The organism is Bacillus sp. SIMBA_074, assembly GCF_046534555.1.
In the GTDB taxonomy this organism is placed as follows: domain Bacteria; phylum Bacillota; class Bacilli; order Bacillales; family Bacillaceae_G; genus Bacillus_A; species Bacillus_A mycoides.
Map to the genome: position 1 here is coordinate 15,069 of NZ_JAWRYM010000016.1, position 17,253 is coordinate 32,321.

The 17,253-nt window shown below is 34.9% G+C and carries 17 protein-coding genes; 16 read left to right on the plus strand and 1 reads right to left on the minus strand.

What is annotated here, in order from left to right; genetic code table 11:
* The first annotated feature begins 220 nt into the window (after positions 1–220).
* From SB773_RS17605 to SB773_RS17645, 9 genes are all read left to right on the plus strand, one after another.
* Positions 221–481 (plus strand): hypothetical protein, encoded by a 261-nt coding sequence (locus SB773_RS17605; RefSeq protein ID WP_098289353.1) that lies wholly within the window; start codon positions 221–223, stop codon positions 479–481.
* Positions 474–1,664 carry a MobP2 family relaxase gene (gene mobP2 / locus SB773_RS17610; protein ID WP_410591147.1) on the plus strand — a complete coding sequence of 397 codons (1,191 nt, stop codon included), beginning with the start codon at positions 474–476 and terminating at the stop codon, positions 1,662–1,664. Before SB773_RS17605 ends, mobP2 begins: the two co-directional genes overlap by 8 nt.
* A 3-nt stretch (positions 1,665–1,667) precedes the next feature.
* Positions 1,668–2,111, plus strand: a complete 444-nt coding sequence (locus SB773_RS17615; protein ID WP_410591149.1) for a hypothetical protein — start codon at positions 1,668–1,670, stop codon at positions 2,109–2,111.
* Positions 2,112–2,153: 42 nt separating this feature from the next.
* Positions 2,154–2,429: a hypothetical protein gene (locus tag SB773_RS17620; protein WP_410591151.1), complete on the plus strand. Its 276-nt coding sequence runs from the start codon at positions 2,154–2,156 to the stop codon at positions 2,427–2,429.
* A complete protein-coding gene (locus tag SB773_RS17625; protein ID WP_410591153.1) occupies positions 2,422–3,858 on the plus strand; it encodes an ImmA/IrrE family metallo-endopeptidase in 1,437 nt (478 codons plus the stop codon). Before SB773_RS17620 ends, SB773_RS17625 begins: the two co-directional genes overlap by 8 nt.
* A gap of 145 nt (positions 3,859–4,003) precedes the next feature.
* A complete protein-coding gene (locus SB773_RS17630; RefSeq protein ID WP_265176617.1) occupies positions 4,004–4,138 on the plus strand; it encodes a hypothetical protein in 135 nt (44 codons plus the stop codon).
* A gap of 15 nt (positions 4,139–4,153) precedes the next feature.
* Positions 4,154–6,811: a type IA DNA topoisomerase gene (locus SB773_RS17635; protein WP_410591156.1), complete on the plus strand. Its 2,658-nt coding sequence runs from the start codon at positions 4,154–4,156 to the stop codon at positions 6,809–6,811.
* Positions 6,812–6,909: 98 nt separating this feature from the next.
* Positions 6,910–7,887, plus strand: coding sequence for a DUF3991 domain-containing protein (locus tag SB773_RS17640; RefSeq protein ID WP_410591158.1), 978 nt, complete (start codon positions 6,910–6,912; stop codon positions 7,885–7,887).
* Positions 7,880–8,542, plus strand: coding sequence for a restriction endonuclease (locus SB773_RS17645; protein WP_410591160.1), 663 nt, complete (start codon positions 7,880–7,882; stop codon positions 8,540–8,542). The genes SB773_RS17640 and SB773_RS17645 overlap by 8 nt, the downstream gene beginning before the upstream one ends.
* 534 nt (positions 8,543–9,076) lie before the next feature.
* Here the strand turns inward: SB773_RS17645 and SB773_RS17650 are convergent.
* Positions 9,077–9,721, minus strand: a complete 645-nt coding sequence (locus tag SB773_RS17650; protein WP_410591162.1) for a TetR/AcrR family transcriptional regulator — start codon at positions 9,719–9,721, stop codon at positions 9,077–9,079.
* Positions 9,722–10,276: 555 nt separating this feature from the next.
* On the opposite strand from SB773_RS17650, the gene SB773_RS17655 reads away from it, so the two are divergent.
* The 7 genes from SB773_RS17655 to hfq all read left to right on the plus strand — a co-directional run bounded on the left by SB773_RS17655 (position 10,277) and on the right by hfq (position 16,643).
* On the plus strand, positions 10,277–13,426 hold the full coding sequence (locus SB773_RS17655; RefSeq protein WP_410591164.1) for a bifunctional cytochrome P450/NADPH--P450 reductase: 3,150 nt from the start codon (positions 10,277–10,279) through the stop codon (positions 13,424–13,426).
* A gap of 405 nt (positions 13,427–13,831) precedes the next feature.
* Complete coding sequence (locus SB773_RS17660; RefSeq protein ID WP_410591166.1) at positions 13,832–14,020, plus strand: hypothetical protein; 189 nt, start codon at positions 13,832–13,834, stop codon at positions 14,018–14,020.
* Positions 14,021–14,316: 296 nt separating this feature from the next.
* Positions 14,317–14,559, plus strand: a complete 243-nt coding sequence (locus SB773_RS17665) for a helix-turn-helix domain-containing protein (protein WP_002130397.1) — start codon at positions 14,317–14,319, stop codon at positions 14,557–14,559.
* Positions 14,560–14,735: 176 nt separating this feature from the next.
* Positions 14,736–15,014 (plus strand): AbrB/MazE/SpoVT family DNA-binding domain-containing protein, encoded by a 279-nt coding sequence (locus tag SB773_RS17670; RefSeq protein ID WP_002090664.1) that lies wholly within the window; start codon positions 14,736–14,738, stop codon positions 15,012–15,014.
* 199 nt (positions 15,015–15,213) lie between these two features.
* On the plus strand, positions 15,214–15,579 hold the full coding sequence (locus SB773_RS17675; protein WP_410591229.1) for a cupin domain-containing protein: 366 nt from the start codon (positions 15,214–15,216) through the stop codon (positions 15,577–15,579).
* A 512-nt stretch (positions 15,580–16,091) separates the two neighbouring features.
* Positions 16,092–16,427 (plus strand): transposase, encoded by a 336-nt coding sequence (locus SB773_RS17680; protein WP_410591169.1) that lies wholly within the window; start codon positions 16,092–16,094, stop codon positions 16,425–16,427.
* 27 nt (positions 16,428–16,454) lie between these two features.
* On the plus strand, positions 16,455–16,643 hold the full coding sequence (gene hfq, locus SB773_RS17685; RefSeq protein ID WP_060749739.1) for an RNA chaperone Hfq: 189 nt from the start codon (positions 16,455–16,457) through the stop codon (positions 16,641–16,643).
* The last annotated feature ends 610 nt before the right edge of the window (positions 16,644–17,253 follow it).

Genomic DNA, 17,253 nt, shown 5'->3' on the forward strand with positions numbered 1-17,253 from the left:
AGAGGGGACATGAAGGGGACATTTAGAAAAAATAACGGGACGTGGTGGAGACATTAATAATAAAGATAGGGACGTAATGGGGACATTCAACTTCTTTTCTTGCCCCCACCGTTTCGCTAGGCTCCGCCTAGCCCCACACCTTCGGTGGGGGCAGAAACCCCTTATGCTCTTCTCGCTATTTTTGGTTCTCTACCCACAATTGCAGAAAGGAGCGGAAATTGTGCATCTAAAAATAAGAGATATAGATCCAGTTGCCTTAAAGAAAATAGATGAAATTGCAAAGGAAAAGGGAATATCCAGACAAAAGTTTTTGAAAGCACAAATTGAAATGTTGGCATTTTTTCAGCAACAAAATAAAAGGGAAATGGAATTAGAAAATCTCATTGAAAAGAACATCCATATGATGAGTGATTGTTATAGCGCAATGGAAAAGATGAATGAGTTTATTCAAATGATGATGCAGGATGTTGAAAATGAGTAATACCGTTCCTGTTCAATCTTCAATCACTCCAGGTGTTGTTTTAAAAACGAAATTTGTGTTACCAAGTTCGGACGCCTTTCAGAACTATATTGAGTATGTGGATCGGGAGGAAGCGAAAAGTGAAGTGAAGCTGAATCCGAAAATGTTTGAAACGTATCAAGAATATATGGGGAATCCAGAAAAGACATCGGCACTCTTTACGGAAAACGCAAATCGATTAACAGAGGGTGAGAAAAAAGCCTTAAAGGAAATGTTTAAAACCGCTCATGAAAATGGAAGTATCATGTGGCAAGATGTCATTTCTTTTCATAATCCTTGGCTAGAGGAACAAGGCATATATGATGAGAAAACTAAAACATTAGATGAAAAAAAGTTGATGGATGTGACACGGCTTGCGATGAAGGAAATGCAGAAAAGGGAGGGATTAGAAAAAAGTTCTACCTGGTCGGCAGCCATTCATTTTAATACAGATAACATTCATATTCATGTGGCAACTGTTGAACCATTTCCAACGAGGGAACGTGGAAAAAGAAAACCCAAAACATTGGATGCAATGAAAGGAAAAGTCGTAAACAATTTGTTAGATCGTAAGCAGGAACAGAAACAAATTAATGATCTGATTCGAAAAAACCTGGTGGGAAGCAAAAAAGAAGATTCCGTTTTTGATTGGCGAAATCAACATTTGAAACCATTGTTTTTACAAATCTATAAACAGTTACCAAGTGATAAAAGACAGTGGCAGTATAGCTACAATACCATTCAGCCATTAAAGCCGGAAATTGATGAATTAAGCAGGCGATATATTCAACATCACCTTAAAAAAGATTACGATCAGTTTCTCCAAAAGTTAGATAAAGAAGTGCAAGTTTTTAAAGAGGCATATGGGGAAGGGAAATATGATAAGAAGCAATATGAAAATTACAAGACGAATAAAATAAATGACTTGTATAAAAGAATGGGTAACGCCTTTTTACAAGAAATGAAGGCATATGATAAGGAACAAAAGAGAATCCATCACATGAAAAAATCAAAGCCATTTCAAAAATTTCAACAGAATGTATCTATTCAGTATTCTATGAGGAAAGTGGAACGTGCTTTTAAAAGTGAATATGAAAGCTGGAAGAACCAAAAGTATTATGAGCGTATGCAAAGGGAAAATGCATATGAAAATGAAAGGGGTTAGATCATGGGTAATGAAAAAATTCGAATGAAGTTATCGTTGAGTGAAGATGTGCATCAATACATTCAAGACTATATGGATGAAAATAATATTACACATCCAGGGGATGCTATATCGAAAATTTGTATGGAGCATCAAGCATCAAAAAGTACAGAATGGTCATTGAATTATATTTCTGAAATTGTATCAAAAAATCTACACGATGTGTTGAAAAGTGAATTAACAAAAATTCGTCTCGGTGCAAATAATGCGGATAGAAATACACAAGTTTTAATCGAATTAATGAATGGATACTTTTTTGCTAATGACTTGGATTTAGAAAGTATCATTACAACCGATAAAATAGAAGTCGGTGGCGTGAAGATAGCAAAAGAAGTTGTAGCGGAACGGATTAGTCATGCAAGACAAAAACGTATAGATCACGAGGCATCAAAGAACAGTGTAACGTAAGCTACATTGTTTCTTTTTATAAAAAAACAGGAGGTCATTAGGATGTTATTATTTCACGAAGATATCGTATTAGGGGTCATTAAAGAGGTTGGAGAAGGTGAACTCGTTTTACTTGTAAAAGAGGAAGAACTAACAATCAAAATTACACGAGAACAAGAGGAAGAACTTGCAGTTCATGTCATGAATCAAGAGAATATGTTAGTTCCGGTTAATGTAAAAACACATGCACTTTTCTTTGATACAACGGAAAGATGGAATGAAGAAGAAATGGAGGAATTGCAAAGAGCGAGTGAAAGAGTAGGAGAAGATCATGAGTAAAAGTTATAAGAAAAAGTATCAAACAAAATCACCAGAAGAAAAGAAAGAAGCGGTGCAAGCTTTAACAAAAAAGATGGAAAAAAGCGTAGAAGGTTATTTTCGTACACCGGGAGATTTGAAAGAGTATTTATCGTTTATGGCAAAGTTTTATCACTATTCACCATCTAATATTTCACTAATACAGAGTCAATTCGAGGGAGCCACCGCAGTGGGTTCCTTTTCTTTTTGGAAAGAAAAAGGATTTCCAGTTAAGAAGGGTGAGAAAGGAATCCAGATCCTTGTTCCAAACCGAACTGTAGCAAAATTCAAAGGCAAAAAAGGCACTTGGAAAACAGTAACTAAAGCAAGTGAGGAAGAGAAAAAACAAATTGAATCTAAAAGCGTAGAAGTGATACCTGGTCGCTTATATTTTGCTATTGGTCATGTGTTTGATGTGTCGCAAACAAGCGCAACAGTAAAAAATCTACCTCGTATTTTTCCGAATCGTTGGCTAGAAGGAAGTGTTACAGATTATAAGAGTTTGTATAAAGGAATGGAAGCCATTGCGGAAAAAAACGGTATAAAAATTATTGAGCCGAAGCAAGAACTTGGGGTCGCAAAGGGAGTTAGTTACACCTTAACAAAAGAGGTTGCTTTGAATCCACGAAACAGTGAATTACAAAATGTAAAAACACTTCTTCACGAATTAGCACATGCCAAACTTCATACAGCAGAGACACATATGAATTACACAGCACCAGAAAAAGAGTTTCAAGCAGAAATGACAGCTTACGCCGTTTCTTCTTATTTTGGGATTGATACAAGCGAATATTCGTTAGGATATTTAGCGAGCTGGACACAAGGAAAAGAAATGAAAGATAAAACTAAGTTGTTGAAAGAAGTACATGAAACTTCGATTGAATTTATTGAAACAATTGAAAATACGTTAGAAAAGGAAAAAGAAAAAACGAATGAAAAGGGAGTAGATAATATGTCAAAACAAGTGTCTGAATATGAAAGAGATAATTTTGAAATTTTGACAGGTATTCAACAAGATGTGCATAAGGATTTAAGCCGAAAATTCGAAGCATACAGACGTTCACAATATGAAGAAACACCAGATAATATTGATAGTATTGTCACTCGTGTAAAAGCTGAAGAGCGGTATTATACAACAAAGTATGTTTCGATTGATAATGAGCTAGTAAGCCAGGAACATATAGTGAAATTAGAAAACCAGGTGGATGAGAAACTTGGGAAAGAAGGAATAACGGTGAATCAGTCTACAACCTCAAAGGAAATGGATATAGTTAAAAAATTTCGGCCATTGAACGGAAAACAAACGAATCATAAAGAAAAAGACAAAGATCCAGAGTCAGGTAATGTAGACCAGTCGAAGGCTACAAAGAAATCGGGTAGAAAAAAAGAAACAATGGAAATGGAACGATGAAAAATTTAATAACAGGAAAACCAGATTAAATCATTTTTTGTTACTCAATTGAGAAAACGAAAAGTGATTTTTTTATATCTAAAAATGAAAGAGGGTAAAGGGAAAAGCCCTCTTTCTCATTTGTAAAACGAAAGGAGCGAATGTCATGAATGTATGGCTGTTTGCGAGCTGTATGTTCCTTGTAGCTGTCTTTTTGAACACATTGTTACTATTTGGTCACAGAATGATGAAAAAGCGGAGAAGTAAGAAATGGAAGCGTAAAACTGAAATTGTAGATTAATAGGAGGTACTACTTATGGGGAAAACATTGTTTATTGCTGAAAAGCCGAAGGTAGCTGTTGAATTATTAAAATCACCTAGATTTAGAAACTCGCAAAAATATCCAGGAAGTAAGCCATATTATGGCTACTATGAAAATGAAAATTACATTATTAGTTGGTGCCGAGGGCACTTATTAGAGTTAAAACATCCGGAAGAAATGGATGAGCGATACAAAGAATTCAAATTTGATCACTTGCCTATTATTTTAGAGCCGGAATATAAAGCGAAATCGGATAGTCTCGAACAAATTCAAATATTGGTTAAGTTGTTAAATCGTCCCGATGTAGAACATGTGGTCAACTCCTGTGATGCAGATAGAGAAGGTGAGCTTATCTATCGTGAGATAGTTGAGCATGCAGGTGTGAACAAGCGAGAATCCCGTCTTTTTATTTCTTCCTATGAGGCCGCAGAATTAGAGGGAGCGTTAAACCGATTAGAACCAGGAGCCGACTATGAGGGACTGGCGCAAGCAGCTAAAGCACGGCAATACTTAGATTATATCCTTGGAATTAATGTTACGAGAGGCTGTACATCAAAACTAGCAAGAAACCAATTCTTATTGGCTTCTGGTCGTGTTCAAATGTGTATCTTGAATGAAATTCGTCAAAGGGAAATCGCTATCCAAACCTATAAAGAACAAACCTACTACAATTTGAAGCTATTAACGGAAAACGGTTTATCACCAGTAATGAAAACAGAAGAGCAACTGATAGATCCATCGCCACTACAAAAGCTTGGAGATAGCTTGAAAGAAACGAATGTAATCGTAACGGAATTTAAAGAAAGTACGAGAAAAAAGAAACCAAAATTATTATATAACTTAACGGACATCTACAAAGATGCTCACGCTAAGATGAAGATAAATGCAGAAACAGCAAAAAAATATATTCAGAGTTTGTATGAAGAAGGCTTTATTACTTATCCTCGTTCTTCATCCAGGCATTTACCTACAGAGCAAGTGGAACGAGTGAAGGAAGTAATGGCAGCATTAGAAAAAAGCTCGTATGCAAATCTTGTACAACAAGTAGCCCCATCTTCTATTACAAAAAAACACACTACATTTAATGATGAGTTAGTCAGTAGTCACTTTGCCATCATCCCAACAACAAAATTATATGCCGGAACCAACCGAAATCCATTAGAAAAACAGTTATATGACTTAATTGTAAAACGATTTATCGGGAATTTTATGAAACCAGCAATCTACCTGGTAAGAGAAGTGCATTTTATAGATCAAGAGGGCAACACATACAGTACAAAAGAAAAGATCCTACAAGAGAAAGGGTTTCTAAGTGTGTTTCAAGAGGATATAGAAGAGGGATCAGTTGAAGAATTTCAGATACCTATTTTACGAGAAGGAGATTCTTTCAGAATCGTTCAGTATGACTTGATTGAGTCTCGAACAAAGAAACCAGCCTTTCATACGGAAAGTTCCATTTTAACCTTTATGGAGACGGCAGGACGTAAATTGGATGATGAACATTTGAAAGAACTTATGAAGGGAAAACGGATTGGGACAGTCGCAACGGAAGAAACGTTTATTCCGAAACTGTTAGAGCGAAGCTATATTGATGTTACCAACAGTCAGATTCGAACCACTAATATTGGTCGTGCGTTTATAGATGCTTTTCCGGTAGATGAAATCAAAAATCCAGCTTATACGGCTGAAATGGAAGGGATGATCTACATGATCGAAAAGAAAGAAATGAAATATGAGGAATTTGTAGAGAAAACAAATACGTTTGTAAAAGATACGGTGGAACAATTAGGCGCAATGGATGATAAAGTGTCGGATAGCATTATTAATACTTGGAATCAGCAAATTGAGGTGTGTAAATGCCCTTGTAGAAAAGGAAAAATCCTTCATAAAGGAAATTTTTATGGGTGCAGTAATTATCCAGAATGTGAAATCTCCTTACCGAAAAAAATTAAAGAAAAAGCGATTCCGGAAGCGCAAGCGAAAAAGCTGTTTGAGGATAAGAAAACAGATCTTTTAAAAGGGTTTAAGTCCAATGAGAAGGAGTTTTCCGCTTATCTAGTGTTACATGAAGGGAAAGTTAAATTTCAGTTCCCAACACAAGAGGAGCTGTCATTTGGTAAATGTCCAAAATGTAAAAAAGGGGATATGCTTCATCGTAAAACGTTTTATGGATGCACGGAGCATAAAAATGGATGTGATTTTATGTTACCAGCCAAGATGAAAGGGAAAGCAATCCCTGGTAATCAGATGAAAAAGTTAATTCAGTATAAAACAACGGATTTTATCAACGGCTTTCAAGGAGAAAAGGGAGAATTTATAGCAGCTATCTATATGGAAGCGGACGGAAGTTTGAAATTCCGTTTTCCAACGACTGAAGATCGTACAATTGGCAAATGTCCATTATGTAAGAGTAGAGTTCTTGTAGGGAAAAGTAACTACTTATGTGAGAAATACAAAAAAGGCTGTGACTTCATTATTTTTGGTACATTCTCTGGTAAAAATCTAAGTAGTAACCATGTGAAAAAATTATTAGATAAGAATGTAACGGATCAGATCAAAGGGTTTATCTCCAACAAAAACGGGAAGAAATTTGATGCTCGTTTATCATACAGCGTACAGGAGAAGCGATTAAAATTCTTATTCGGCAAATAAAAATGAAATGTATCAACTATAAGTAGCAAAAGAGGACTAGGAAACGGAATAGTCCTCTTTTTTATTTCATTTTATAGAGTAAAGGGGGGGATTCCGTAATGGCACGTGTCAGTACGGAGGATGCGATGAAAGCAAGAAAAGTTGACTTGATTTCATATCTGGAAGCAAAAGGAGAAACGTTTAAGAAAGAAGGAAACTATTATCGTCATACGGAGCATGACAGCCTCATCATTAAAGGGAATCAATACGCCTGGAATAGTCGAGGGGAAAAAGGATATGGAGCGATTAGCTTTGCGATGATGTACTATGAAATGACATTTCCGCAAGCTGTATTAGACATCAATAAAGGGGAGTACAAAGAGTTTGATCGTTCAAAAGCTGAAGAGGAACGCAAAAAAGAACAGCAGCCTTTTAGTTATCCAAAACACTTAGAGGTGCCGAAACAAACAGAGATCAAGCAGTACTTAATTGATGAGCGGAAAATAGATCCTCGTTTAGTGAACTGGTTAATTAAAAAGGATCTCATCGCCCAGGATAAGAAAAATAATGTCGTTTTCAAATGGAGAGAAGAAGGGGGCAAAGGGCAAGTAATAGGAATGAACCGTCAAGGTACTGTCAAAATGGAGAATAAAAGAGGAAGCTTTAAGCAAATTGTCCCGAATTATGAAAAAATCCATGCAGGTTTTACGGTTGATGTAGGTAAGCCGGATAAGATCTATTTTTATGAAGATCCAATCGACATGTTGTCCCATTGGAGTATCAAGCAAAATAAGATACAAAATGCTCGTCTGGTGTCCATGCATGGATTGAAGTCAAAAACAGTGATTCAATCTTTGATGGATGCGAAAAAAGAAGGGCACGATATTAAAGAGGTCATTATGGCAGTGGATAATGATAAGGCTGGGAAAGACTTCATTCAGACGATGAAATGCTTTGTAGATCTTAAAGAGGACATTCCAACTAATGAAAAAGATTGGAACGATGTCCGGAAGAAACAAGTGAATGAACAACAGCCAAAAGAAACAGCTCAACCAAAGAAAATGAAACCAATCAAAGAGGTGGAGAGAAGTGTCTAATATACCATCTATGCCAAATATGCTACAGATTTTGATTTATGGTTTTATCCTTTATATTCTTTTTCATATTTGTAAATTTGTGTACCGGAAGATTCAGGAGCGGAGAATACTGAAGCGAATGGCGAGATCTGGTATTCGCTATATAGACAAAATGGACGGACATCAATTCGAATTGTACCTGAAGGCTCTCTTTCGAGAGCTTGGTTATTCCCCAATGGTTACAAAGCAGTCAAATGATTTCGGTGCAGATCTTGTATTAAAGGGGAAAAATCGTATTGTAATCCAGGCGAAACGATACGGGATGAAAAATAGAGTCGGCATCAGTGCCGTACAAGAGATATATGCAGCGCAAGCTTATTACAAAGCGCATGAGGGCTGGGTTGTAACGAACAGCGTGTATACAAGGCAAGCGAAAGAATTAGCGGAGGCATGCCATATAAAACTAATAGATCGTGTAGAACTTCAGAAATTGATTAATAAAATTAATCCCGAAAATACGGCTGAAGATGTATATCAAGGGGTAAAACCTGTAGAAAGGAAATGCCCAACATGTAAAAGTCATTTAGTCGTTCGAAATTCGAGTACAACAGGAAATAAGTTTTTTGGCTGTTCTCAATATCCCACATGTACACATACAGAACCAATCAATACATGAGCTGTGATGAAAATCCAGCTCTTTTGTTATTTTTAGGAATTAACTTTTAAAAAATCATACTCGCATCAAAAAATAGCTTCACAGATTTCAATATAACAAATGTTTTAAGGGTTTAATTTTCTTGAAGTATAAAAAGGGAATAGGGGGGAAAAGGATATGAAAATTGGTACATCTGAATGGTTTTCTCTTAGTAAGGATATTAAGCTGAAGTTGATCCGTTTGGCTGTCATAGATAGTAAATATAAACAAGCAAAATAAAAACCCTTCATTTGCTTAACAGCAAACAAAGGGCATAGTTAATGAGTGACTGAAGTAGAAGGAAATCTAGTCGATTTCCTTCTTTATTTATTGTAACATAAATTGTCCTTTTACTTATATATATGTTCCATCCACTCTTCATGAGTTATTCGTTTATTTAAGATAACGTCGAATTTGTTTATCAAATTCCGGCCCATATTGATGTATCTATCGCATAATAGTTGTATGAGCCAGGGATAGCCCTCATTCCTCCATCATTTTCACCAATCATTAAATTCAGATGTGGTGGTTTATTTTTTGAATCACTAACGTATCCTTTTCAGATCCAATAACATTTACTTTATAAGGATGATTTGTCAGGATATTCATTAATTGATTGGCCATATATTGAGGGGTGTAAACTAGGTCGTTTTTAAACCAATAAACCAGCATTCCTAAGATGGAATAGGCTGTATAATAAGAATTTATTTCATGATTAATATTATGGTTGGGATTTATTCGTACCGCTCTTAGATTTTTTAAAAAATGGTTATTGATTGTTTCACACAAATACTCTTGAAAACCTGAATACACATGCTTATTCAGCATTAATTGATAATAATAAACATTATTCCAAAAGTGCGTAAATAGCGCCATTGCCGCAGAAGACATTTCTTCAAATAGGATATCCTTGCCGTTTGGGTATGAGTCAACTAATGCTTTAATTAAGTCTTCCATCTTTTCTTGAACTATTTCTTCTAATAAATTTTCTTTGCTTTCGTAATGGGAATAGAATGTTCCTCTATTACAATCCGCTCTTTCTGTGATCTCCGTAATGGATATTGACTTTAAATCTTTTTCTACCATTAATGAAAAAAGAGATTTTTTTAAAGCTATTTTCGATCGCTTAATTCTTCTGTCCGTTTTCGGATTATTTTTCATCAAATTCCCCTCCAATGTTCAATATTTCATAAAAAAAAGACATATAAAAATTATTTGGTTGATACTCAACAATACTAGATTTTTTGATTATGGTCAGACTCTGTTCTCAATACTATAATATAACTAACAATTGAACAAAAACAAACAATTGATCGATAACCAACAATTGTTTGTTTTTTAAAATTTCAAGCAATAAAGAGAGGAAAGTAGATGAGTACAAAAACGAATACTATCACGTTTACAAATTCTCGACCAATTAACAGATATAATTGAATCCAATCATATTACTACCTAAAGTAATGAATGCTTATAATTAGGGTTTTGTGACTGATTAACGAAAACATATCAAAAAAAGAGGTATACACAATGAATACAAAGCTAAAACGTCCAACTACAATGAAAACTTAGTTGTTTGAAAGTTTTATGGAGATCTGTGAGCTGATTGAAAGCAAAAAGGGAGAATTAACAGACAAGTTGGTTCAAGATGTTGAGGACAGTTTATGGATAACTATCAGCAACAATTCATTAATTTACATAAATGGGAGAGGATTACAAATGGTCATAAAGGAAATAACGCAACCTAAAACAGATGGAGATCTTGGAAATTTATTATTATTAAATAAAGAAAAACCACTTCAATCTTTAATGAAAATTGCTGATCAAATGGGAGAAATATTTAAGTTTGAAACACCTAATCAGGTTACGCGTTATGTATCTAGCCAACGATTAGTTAAAGAGGTATGTGATGAATCACGCTTTGATAAAAACATAGGCCCAGCACTCAAAAATGTAAGAAGCTTTGCTGGAGATGGTCTTTTTACGAGTTGGTCATACGAAAAGAACTGGAAAAAAGCTCATAACATTTTATTACCAATTTTTAGTCAACAAGCAATGAAGGGGTACCATGCGATGATGGTAGATATCGCTATGCAGTTGATTCAAAAATGGGAGCGCTTAAATGCTGATGAGCACATTGATGTACCAGAGGATATGACACGTTTGACACTTGATACAATTGGACTTTGTGGTTTTAATTATCGCTTTAACAGTTTCTATCGTGATCAGCCTCATCCATTTATTATGAGCATGGTGCGTGCACTAGATGAGTCAATGAGCCAATTACAGCGTGTGAATCCAGATGATCCATCATATAAGGAGAAAAAATTTCAACTTCAAAAAGATATTCAATACATGAATGGGCTAGTGGATAAAATAATTGCAGATCGAAAAATAAGTGGTGAGCAAGGAGATGATCTGCTTGCTCATATGCTAAACGGAAAAGACCCGGAAACAGGAGAAGTGTTAGATGATGAAAATATTCGTTATCAGATGATTACATTTTTAATCGCAGGCCATGAGACGACGAGTGGTCTATTGTCGTTCGCACTTTATTTCCTAGTGAAAAATCCGCATATTTTACATAAAGCAACAGAAGAAGCAACTCGTGTATTGATAGATCCGGTTCCTACTTATAGACAAGTGAAGCAGTTGAAATATATAACTATGGTATTAAATGAATCCCTTCGTTTATGGCCCACTGCCCCTGCTTTTTCTCTATATCCAAAAGAAGACACTGTGCTTGGTGGAGAATATTTGTTAAAGCAGGGAGAAGAGATTAAGGTACTTATTCCACAGCTTCATCGTGATAAAATAATTTGGGGTGAGGATGTAGAGGAATTTCGACCAGAACGTTTCAAGAATCCAAGTACAATTCCACAGCACGCATTCAAGCCTTTTGGAAACGGACAGCGTGCATGTATAGGACAGCAGTTTGCAATTCATGAAGCGACTCTTGTACTTGGAATGATGTTGAAGCATTTTGATTTTTATGATCATGAAAATTACGAATTAGATATTAAAGAAACTTTAACGTTAAAACCAGAAGGGCTTACTGTAAAAGCAGTATCAAAAAAAATCCCTCTAGGTGGTATCCCTGCTCCTTACCGTGAACAGCCAGAAAAAAATGTTCGTAAAGTAGTGAATAATGTTCATAACACGCCATTACTCGTACTACATGGTTCCAATATGGGGACATCAGAAGGAATAGCACGTGAATTGGTAGATATCGCTCTTAGTAAAGGATTTGCAGCACAAGCTGCTTCATTAGATTCTCATGCAGGGAACCTTCCTAAAAAAGGAGTGGTATTGATTATCTCTGCTTCTTATAACGGAAATCCGCCTGATAATGCGAAGAAGTTTGTAGAGTGGTTGGAGAAAGCATCTGAGCATGAAGTGAAAGGTGTTCACTATGCTGTATTTGGCTGCGGTGATAAGAGCTGGGCCACTACCTATCAAAAGGTACCTTTCTTTATTGATGAACAACTTGCAATAAAAGGAGCAGAGCGTCTAACAGAGCGTGGTGAAGGAGATGCAAGTGATGACTTTGAAGAAGCTTATGAAGAGTGGCGTGAGCAGCTATGGAATGATGTAGCAGATTATTTCAATCTTGATATCAAAGATAATGAAACAAGTGCTTCTACTCTTTCCTTTGAATATGTAGGAAGTGGAGCGGTAGCGACTTTAACAAAAGTGCATTCTACTTTTACAGCACAAGTTGACAAGAATAAAGAATTACAACAGCCATGTAGCGCAAGAAGCACAAAACACCTTGAAATTTCTTTACCGAGTAATGTGACTTACAAAGAAGGCGACCATTTAGGTGTGATTCCAATAAATTATCCTGAATTGGTGAATCGTGTGCTAACTCGTTTTCAGTTAAATGGGTCTCATTTTATCCGGTTAACTAGTGATAATAAAAAATTAGTACATCTTCCTTTAGGGCGCACTGTTTCAATTAATGAGTTACTGCAATTTGTAGAACTTCAAGAACCGGTCACAAGAAATCAATTACGTGCAATGGCAGCAAAAACTGTTTGTCCGCCACATAAAATAGAGCTCGAAGCACTATTAGAAAAACATGTTTATAAAGAACAAGTTTTATCCAGACGATTAACTATGCTTGAATTATTAGAGAGATACCCCGCATGCGAAATGGAATTTAGTAATTTTGTAGAATTACTTCCAGCATTGCGTCCACGATATTATTCAATTTCTTCTTCGCCAAGAGTAAATGACCAGAAATTGAGTATTACCGTTGGTGTTGTGGAAGACAACGCATGGAGTGGAAATGGAAAATACAGAGGAATTGCTTCTACCTACTTAGCTCAGCTTAAAGAGGGAGATTCGATTACATGTTTTATTTCAAATTCACAGTCTGGCTTCGAACTTCCGAAAAATCCTAAAATCCCGATTATTATGGTGGGGCCGGGAACAGGAATTGCACCATTTAGAGGTTTTCTGCAAGCTCGAAAATCAATGAAAATTAATGGTGAATCATTAGGTGAAGCGCATCTCTATTTTGGGTGTCGTTCACCTAAAGAGGATTATCTATATCAAGAAGAACTTGAGCAAACACAGAAAGAAGGAATTGTGGCTCTTCACACAGCTTTCTCTCGAATGAAGGATCAGCCGAAAATATACGTTCAGCATTTAATAAAACAAGATGCTGAAAAGGTGATTAATTTACTTAATCAAGGTGCGCATTTGTATATATGTGGTGATGGAAGAAAAATGGCGCCAGATTTAGAGAATACGCTTATTAAATGTTACGCTAACATTCACAACGTGAGCGAACAACAAGCAAGTGCGTGGCTACAACAGTTAGAAGAAAACCTGTATTATTCAAAAGATGTTTGGGCGGGATAATAAAAAATGTATTAGGGTTCTGTTGCAAAGTTTAAAAATCATTTAATCGTTCGTAATTCGAATAAAACAGGAAATAAGTTTTTTGGCTGTTCTCAATATCCGACATGTACACATACAGACCCAAATAACAAAAGAGCTGTGATGAAAATCCAGCTCTTTTGTTATTTTTAGGAATTAACTTAAAAAAATCATACTCTCATCAAAAAACGGCTTCTCAGATTTTGATATAACCAATGTTTATTTAAAAGTGAATGACATAAGACCTAAATAACAAAGGGTGTGTTGTAAGTGAAAATAAGTGGTTTAAAGTGAGTTAAGGATGTTATTAAGAGTTTCTTATAAAATATCTGAAAAACAAACAAATAACCTTACAAGGTTATTGCATAGAGATAAGGAGCGAAAATATTGGAGAATACAGTAAAAGAAATCATTGATGATTTAGAGTATCTGTTCAGGAATGAAGAAATTGGCATGGAAGTAAGTAATTTGGCTTACTATCAGAGGTTTTGCAAAGTATTGGATGCAACAGAAATGCGCTATGATTTACACATTCACGAATATGATGAGGATTCTCTAGTTGTTAAATTAGTGTAAAATACAAATGTTTAAGGGGTTTATTTTCTTGAAGTATAAAAAGGGGATGAGGAGGAAAAAGATATGAAAATTGGTACATCTGAATGGCTTTCTCTTAGTAAGGATATTAAGCTGAAGTTGATCCGTTTGGCTGTCATAGATAGTAAATTTAAGCAAGCAAAATAAAAACCCTTCATTTGTTTAACAGCAAACAAAGGGCTTGGTTAATGAGTGACTGAAGAAGAAGGAAATCTAGTCCATTTCCTTCTTTATTTATTGTAACATAAGAGGAAAAGCACAAACAAAGGAGAATTCCCATGAAAGAAATTAATAAATACATGACACCATCTGAAGCAGCTTTTTATTGGGGGATTCCTCGTGAGACAATTAAGAATAAATATAGCCCCTCCCTAATGAACGAGAAGCAAATAAATGATTTAGAGCGCATGTTACAAGAAGGTTTAGTGAAATACTTTTTGCATCCTGAAGGGAAGCGTAAGGAATGGATTATAAGCCGACAGGCAATGTATGAATGGTTTGGAGAACCAAAGGACAAGTAAGAAAGGATGATAATAATGCAAGAGGAAACATTTTCTCTGTGGAGAGGATTCAAGAGTGCATTTCGTTTGATTATTTGGTTTTGGATCATTATGTTTCTCGTGTATGGAGAAAGCCTGTTACAATAGTAAAGAATAACTTGGGTACAAATTGATAATGAAATGGGGAAATATGCTGGATGAAAGCAACCGGAGTAACTAGAAAAGTGGATGAATTAGGGCGTATAGTAATTCCAAAGGAACTTAGAAATACGCTTGGGATTAAAGAAAAATCACCATTAGAGATTTTTGTAGAAGGGGAAGACATCATTTTACAGAAGTATCAGCCTGGTCATGTTTGTGCATTAACAGGAGAAGTGTCAAATCGTAACATAGCATTAGCAAATGGTAAGATAACATTAAGTCCAGAAGGTGCAGAACTATTACTAAAAGAAGTAGAACAGTATCTTGTAAAATAAGTGCTCCTTTCAAGGGGCTTTTTTTGTGTAGGTTTAGAATAAAGTTTGATAAAAAGACCTGTTTTGTAGAGTATGTCTTTGTTCAACAATCGGGCGATTTTGCGGAAGATCAGCAGAAACTTTTGAGATCTTAATCAAAATAGTAATTAATCTATCGAGGTTGTAAAATAAGGGTAAGAATAGTTCTGGGGGGATTTATATCAATTATAATGCTATTAATCTAAGCGAGAAACTGTCCAAATTCAGTGAACACTGGTCGCCCAAAGTCATTGGTGAAATGAATGACTATCAGTTTAAGTTAGTTAAGATTCTGGGAGATTTTGTATGGCATGAGCATAAAGACACCGATGAGGTATTCATCGTGATAGACGGCGAGATGTCCATCTCATTCCGCGATGGACAGGTTAAACTTTCCAAAGGAGAAATGTATGTGATACCAAAAGGTGTGGAGCATAAGCCTTATGCTGAAAAGGAATGCCATATAATGCTGGTAGAGCCTAAAGGTATAGTTAACACTGGTGAAACTAACTCCAAACTAACTGCTGAAAATAATATATGGATTTAAATCAATAATTCAGTTACTTTCTTTGGAGCAACTTATAAAAGGAAGTTACATATTTTCCGCAATCGGGCGCTTTAATTGAGTAAGGTTCACAAAAATTATCAGCCTTTTTTATAAAAGGTTGATTCAATTGAATATAGAAAAAGCATGTTTTGATCAATCTTTTTTTCAAAACACGCTTTTTCTATTCGCTCTTTTATCAAGGTTTAGTAAGTTAATTTAATCAAACTTTATTCAAAAGCTACACTTTGCAAGGGAAATATAAAATTTCACGCACCGCAATGTTTAATAAAAAACAAACTACATAATCAATATTCTACATTTAATTTTGTGCCTAATTAATCCCCTTAATGGATTCGGTCTCGTCTGTTTTGGATACTATCTTATGTGAAATGGCGATATTATTTTTATTTCGGATAGAATTCTTGCGAAATATGTACCTAGAGCAGTATTTCGATTTAAATATGATAGGATAGTTATATATTCGTTTTGCTAGTAAAAGGAGATGAGTGTCGATGAAAAACCACATAAAAGTAAATGGAAAAATCCTTCAAACAAATAAAAAATGGTCACATCTCAAGCAAAAACAAAAAGAACATATTTCTAATCGGTTACGTAGAGAATATACACAGTTTGTAAAAACACATCATAGAAAACCTAGAAAGTATGAACATGATGAGATTCTTCATGAAGTGATGAATCAAATACAGGAACATGAAATTTGGATTCCTTATGGTGAAGTAAAAAGATATTATCTAAGCAAAATAGGAAAATGGTTTAGAAAAATAGAAAGTGAATGGGAATCACAAATATCCATCAGTGAAAAGCAGCAGGTATTAGAAGAAAAGTAAATACAAAGAAACCAGGGGGCGCATTTCATGTTTAATTTACAAGAAGATATGTATGAACAATTGAAAGAAAAAAAAGGGGAAGTTACTGTATTTTTAAAGAATGGCGTTCCAGTACGTGGGCAGATCCTTGCAACAGATAAATTTACCGTTCTAATGATGGTTCATGGTAAACAACAACTAATCTACAAACAAGCAATCTCTACACTTGCTATGTAATACATACTGGACTTATGTAAATATTCCCCGATATTATATTATTACTATATAAACTATAATATAAGTAATTCAATTTATTGTTTATATTTTGTTATTTCCTGTTGCAGAATCCTTATTATAAGGATTCCTTTTTTTGTATCAAAAATCTACAAAGAAAAAAGATAAGATCGGGAACACAATCTTATCTTTAGTACAAGGAGTAAACAAAAGGAATGACCATCATATTTTTTATAATACTTTAATTTTTGTTAATTTTGAATATCGAAACCATAATTGAAAAGTACTTCTATATTGAGAAATTTATTACAAAATTAGCTATAAATGATTCAAAACCCGAAAGTAAACTTTCATTCCCTCTAAAATATTAATTTTAAGCCAATTGTGATACAGAAACGATTATGGATTTCAAGGGCCACTCTAGGATTAAATTCCATAACTTAATTTTGATAAGTCTACTTGAGAGCTTCTAAATCTTTTAAAATCAATAACTTGCTATATTATCAATTGGGTACACTCTATTGAGAGGATAGAGTGTGATTATGCAATTATACATATCTAAATAAAGGGTTAAATGTATAATTAATACCATTAAATTATTCTATAATTATTT

Bases quoted from the DNA above. Each gene is read 5' to 3' on its own strand.
- mobP2 (WP_410591147.1), top strand. From the start codon at position 474: ATGAGTAATACCGTTCCTGTTCAATCTTCAATCACTCCAGGTGTTGTT.
- SB773_RS17635 (WP_410591156.1), top strand. From the start codon at position 4,154: ATGGGGAAAACATTGTTTATTGCTGAAAAGCCGAAGGTAGCTGTTGAA.
- SB773_RS17665 (WP_002130397.1), top strand. From the start codon at position 14,317: ATGAAAGAAATTAATAAATACATGACACCATCTGAAGCAGCTTTTTAT.
- SB773_RS17630 (WP_265176617.1), top strand. From the start codon at position 4,004: ATGAATGTATGGCTGTTTGCGAGCTGTATGTTCCTTGTAGCTGTCTTT.
- SB773_RS17615 (WP_410591149.1), top strand. From the start codon at position 1,668: ATGGGTAATGAAAAAATTCGAATGAAGTTATCGTTGAGTGAAGATGTG.
- SB773_RS17655 (WP_410591164.1), top strand. From the start codon at position 10,277: ATGGTCATAAAGGAAATAACGCAACCTAAAACAGATGGAGATCTTGGA.
- SB773_RS17620 (WP_410591151.1), top strand. From the start codon at position 2,154: ATGTTATTATTTCACGAAGATATCGTATTAGGGGTCATTAAAGAGGTT.
- SB773_RS17640 (WP_410591158.1), top strand. From the start codon at position 6,910: ATGGCACGTGTCAGTACGGAGGATGCGATGAAAGCAAGAAAAGTTGAC.
- hfq (WP_060749739.1), top strand. From the start codon at position 16,455: ATGTTTAATTTACAAGAAGATATGTATGAACAATTGAAAGAAAAAAAA.
- SB773_RS17670 (WP_002090664.1), top strand. From the start codon at position 14,736: ATGAAAGCAACCGGAGTAACTAGAAAAGTGGATGAATTAGGGCGTATA.
- SB773_RS17625 (WP_410591153.1), top strand. From the start codon at position 2,422: ATGAGTAAAAGTTATAAGAAAAAGTATCAAACAAAATCACCAGAAGAA.
- SB773_RS17650 (WP_410591162.1), bottom strand. From the start codon at position 9,721: ATGAAAAATAATCCGAAAACGGACAGAAGAATTAAGCGATCGAAAATA.
- SB773_RS17680 (WP_410591169.1), top strand. From the start codon at position 16,092: ATGAAAAACCACATAAAAGTAAATGGAAAAATCCTTCAAACAAATAAA.